Source organism: Micromonospora sp. NPDC003776 (genome assembly GCF_053605645.1).
The window spans coordinates 1-3,006 of the sequence record NZ_JBSGJR010000717.1 but is presented as its reverse complement, the minus strand read 5'-3'; the positions used below and the strand labels follow the sequence as shown (position 1 = coordinate 3,006).

Annotated in this window: 2 protein-coding genes and 1 pseudogene; 1 reads left to right on the top strand and 2 read right to left on the bottom strand. The window is 75.0% G+C overall.

Annotated features, from left to right (window positions below; translation table 11 throughout):
• Nucleotides 1–146: 146 nt before the first annotated feature.
• Nucleotides 147–1,268 carry a globin domain-containing protein gene (locus ACWEVO_RS33880; protein ID WP_452311496.1) on the bottom strand — a complete coding sequence of 374 codons (1,122 nt, stop codon included), beginning with the start codon at nucleotides 1,266–1,268 and terminating at the stop codon, nucleotides 147–149.
• A gap of 145 nt (nucleotides 1,269–1,413) precedes the next feature.
• On the opposite strand from ACWEVO_RS33880, the gene ACWEVO_RS33875 reads away from it, so the two are divergent.
• On the top strand, nucleotides 1,414–2,187 hold the full coding sequence (locus tag ACWEVO_RS33875; protein ID WP_452311495.1) for a CPBP family intramembrane glutamic endopeptidase: 774 nt from the start codon (nucleotides 1,414–1,416) through the stop codon (nucleotides 2,185–2,187).
• 313 nt (nucleotides 2,188–2,500) lie between these two features.
• Here the strand turns inward: ACWEVO_RS33875 and ACWEVO_RS33870 are convergent.
• A pseudogene (locus tag ACWEVO_RS33870) lies at nucleotides 2,501–3,006 on the bottom strand (hypothetical protein); the annotation flags it as partial.

The window sequence follows — 3,006 nt, the reverse complement described above, 5'->3', positions numbered from 1 at the left end:
CCGCCCACCCCGGCCGCTCCTGCGCCGCGCGGCCCTAGCCGGCCCCGGGGGCGGGTCCCCCCCCGCCCCGCGTCCCGGCGACGGGGGGGCCGGGCCGCGGCCCCCAGCGGCAGAGGCACGCGGCCCGGCTCGGGGGGAGGAACGCCTTACTGGGCGCCGAAGGTGTCGTACCGGATGTTGTCCGGCGGTACATCGTCGGCGGCGAGCGCCCGCAGGGTGGCCCGCACCATCGCCGCCGAGCCGGAGACGTAGCAGTCGTGGGTCGTCCACGGGCCGTACCGGGTGACCACGTCGGAGATGTCCCCCAGTTCGCCGTCGAATTCCGGATCCTCGCTGCACGCCGGGGTCACCGACAGCCACGGGTGGGTGGCCACCAGCTCCTCCAGGCCCGGCCGGCCGTACAGCTCGTCCGGCCGGCGCGCGCCGTAGAAGACATGCACCCACCGGGTCCGGTTGACCCGGGTCAGCTCCTCCACCAGCGCCTTGATCGGCGCCAACCCGACCCCGCCGGCCACGCAGAGGATGTCCCGGGGGGACGACCGGTCGAGTGTCATCGACCCCATCGGGGCCGCCACCCGCAGCAGGTCACCCGGCTTCGTCCGGCGGACCAGCGCGCCGGACACCCAGCCCGCCGCCCCGGCCGGCGTACGCACGTGGAACTCCAGCACGTTGTCGTCGTTCGGGGCGTTCGCCACCGAGTACGTCCGCCACACCCGCGGATGGTGGCGGGGGACCTCGACGCTGACGTACTGGCCGGCCTGCCAGCGCAGCGGGTGCTGGAGGGCGCGTACGGTCAGCACCGCGCTGTCCAGGCCGTGCCGCTCGTGGGTGAGCACCTCGGCGTGCCAGAACGGGGGGTTCTCGTCCGCCGCCGCCCCGGCGAGCATCCGGTCGGAGATGCTCGCGTACGCTTCCCGCCACGCCTGGTCGTACTCCAGGTTCCAGCCGTCCCCGGCGGTGCTGCGCAGCGCGTCCAGCAGGGCGACGCCCATGGTCTCGTAGTGGGCCGCCTCGACGTGGTACTTCCGGTGGTCCCGGCCCAACGCCCGCAGGTACTCGTCGAAGCTCTCCGGGTCGTCCACCGTCTGCGTGGCGGTGACGATCGCCTCCAGGATCCGGTCGCCCTGCCCGTTCATCTGCACCGGGAAGAGCTTGCGCAGCTCGGGGTCGAGGAGGAACAACCGGGCGTAGAAGTGGCCGCTCAGCCGCTCGCGCTCCTCCTCGACCAGGGTCCAGCTCTCCTTCAACAGCCGGGCGAAGTTCTCCACCGGGGCACGCTCCTTCTCCTGACGGGCGGATCGGCTCCCACAGAATCTCCACGGAGCGTGCCCACCGGTCGCACACAATGTGCGACCGGCTCAGCTGAGTGGCGAGGTGGTGTCGACCGGCCCCGACGTGCGGCACAGTGGTCCGGTGACGGTTGACGAGCTGACCCGCCCGGTGGGCCGCCGGACCCTGGCCACCGAGGCGCTCCTGGTGCTCGGCCTCTCCCTCGGCCAGTCGGCCGTGTACGCGCTGGTCTCGCTGATCGCCAAGCTCACCGCGGCGGGTCCGCTCTCCAAGCAGACCGCCTCGCTGAACACCTCGGTGTCGGCCCGCCCGTACCTCGACCTGACGTACCAGCTGCTCGGGATCGCCTTCGCGCTGCTGCCCGTGCTGCTCGCCGTACACCTGCTCGCGCGGGACCCCGGGGACCCGGCGCGGACGCTCGGGGTGGACCTGACCCGGCCCGGGTCGGACCTGGCCCGGGGCGCGGGCCTGGCCGCGCTGATCGGCCTGCCCGGGCTGGCCCTGTTCTGGGCGGCGGCGCAGTTGGGCGTCAACGCCACCCTGGTCCCGGCGGCCCTGCCGCACCTCTGGTGGGCGGTGCCGGTGCTGATCCTCGCCGCCGTGCAGAACGCCGTGCTGGAGGAGGTGATCGTGGTCGGCTACCTGATCACCCGGCTGCGCCAGCTCAACTGGCGGCTCGGCGCGGTACTCGCGACCAGCGCCCTGTTGCGCGGCTCCTACCACCTCTACCAGGGCTTCGGCGCGTTCGTCGGCAACGCCGTGATGGGCGTGATCTTCGGCTTCTTCTACCTGCGTACCCGGCGGGTGGCCCCGCTGATCGTCGCGCACACCCTGCTCGACGTGGTCGCCTTCGTCGGCTACGCGCTGCTCCCGAAGGCCTGGTTCAGCTGGCTCTGACCGCCTCACCTCCCCGCCATGGTGCGGCGTGCTCCGCCTGGTCGGGGCTCGGTAGGCGGCCCGGCGCGGCGGGATGGGCGCCGTGTCCGTCTTGTCGTGGCTCGTGTCCGCCTGGTCAGGGCTCGGATAGGCGGTCTTGGCGCGGCGGGATGCGCGGGCCTCCCGCCCGCCCGACATTCCGCATCCCGCGGCATCGCGCCGGCCGCCCGGCTCGGGATGCGGCACAGCGGGCACTCCCGGTCGGCGGAAGGGCCGGTATGCCGCATCCGGTGTGGATCACGGTCGGCCGCCGCCGTCCGCGGCTGGTCGGCCGTCAGCGGGCGCGGGCCGGGCGGTAGAGGGCGGTCGTCCGGGCGGCGAGCCGCTCCGCGGCGGCCGCGTCACCCGCCGCGGCCGTGAGCACCGCCGCGCCCGGCAGCAGCCGCGAGGCCAGCCGCAGCCCGAGCCAGCCGCCCGCCTGCGCGGCGAGCGGCGTCGCCAACCGCCACGCCGCCTCGGCCGCCCGGGGCCACGCGCCGTCCACCGGCGCGCCCGCCGACCGCACCGCGTCCAGCGCCGCGCGGGCCGTGCCGACGTCCGGGTGCACCTGGGTCAGCGCCAGCAACTCGGCCACCCGATCCGGGTCACCCGGGTCCCGACCGTAGGCCGCCGCCAGATGCAGCACCAGGTTCGCCTGGGTCCAAAGCACCGCCGCCAGCTCGGCCACCGGCGCGAACAGGCCGCTGCCCGCGGCGAGCGCCCCACCCGTACCGGCCAGCCGGACGAACCGCCGGGTCGCCAGCCGGGCCAACCCGTCGCCGTCCGCCTCCGGGTACCGGC